The sequence below is a fragment of the Pseudomonas baetica genome (assembly GCF_019733355.1).
Classification (GTDB): domain Bacteria; phylum Pseudomonadota; class Gammaproteobacteria; order Pseudomonadales; family Pseudomonadaceae; genus Aquipseudomonas; species Aquipseudomonas baetica_A.
The window spans coordinates 1-316 of sequence record NZ_JAIHLQ010000165.1 but is presented as its reverse complement, the minus strand read 5'-3'; the positions used below and the strand labels follow the sequence as shown (position 1 = coordinate 316).

Here is a 316-nt window from a genome sequence, read left to right as displayed (position 1 = left end):
AGCACTGTTCCGGCCGTGACTGAAGTGACCGACACCATCGACACGTCGACTGTGAAGCTGACGGCCGATACCTCCGTGGCTGAAGGCGGCACCGTCACTTACACCGCCACCGTGGGTGCTCCGGTTACCGGTTCGCCAGTCGTGGTAACCCTGGCCAACGGTCAAAACATCACCATCGAAGTTGGCAAAACCACCGGCACCGTGACCACCACCGCGCCTAACGATGCGCTGGCCGGTAACGCACCGCTGACCAACTCGATCACGGGGGTTTCTGGCGGCAACTACGAAGACCTCGTGGCCGACAAAACTCCAGTTT

The 316-nt window shown here is 60.8% G+C and carries 1 protein-coding gene; it reads left to right on the top strand.

Annotated elements, in window-relative coordinates:
- Positions 1–316 (top strand): immunoglobulin-like domain-containing protein (locus tag K5E40_RS34580; protein WP_221734448.1); only part of this gene is annotated, 316 nt, incomplete at both ends.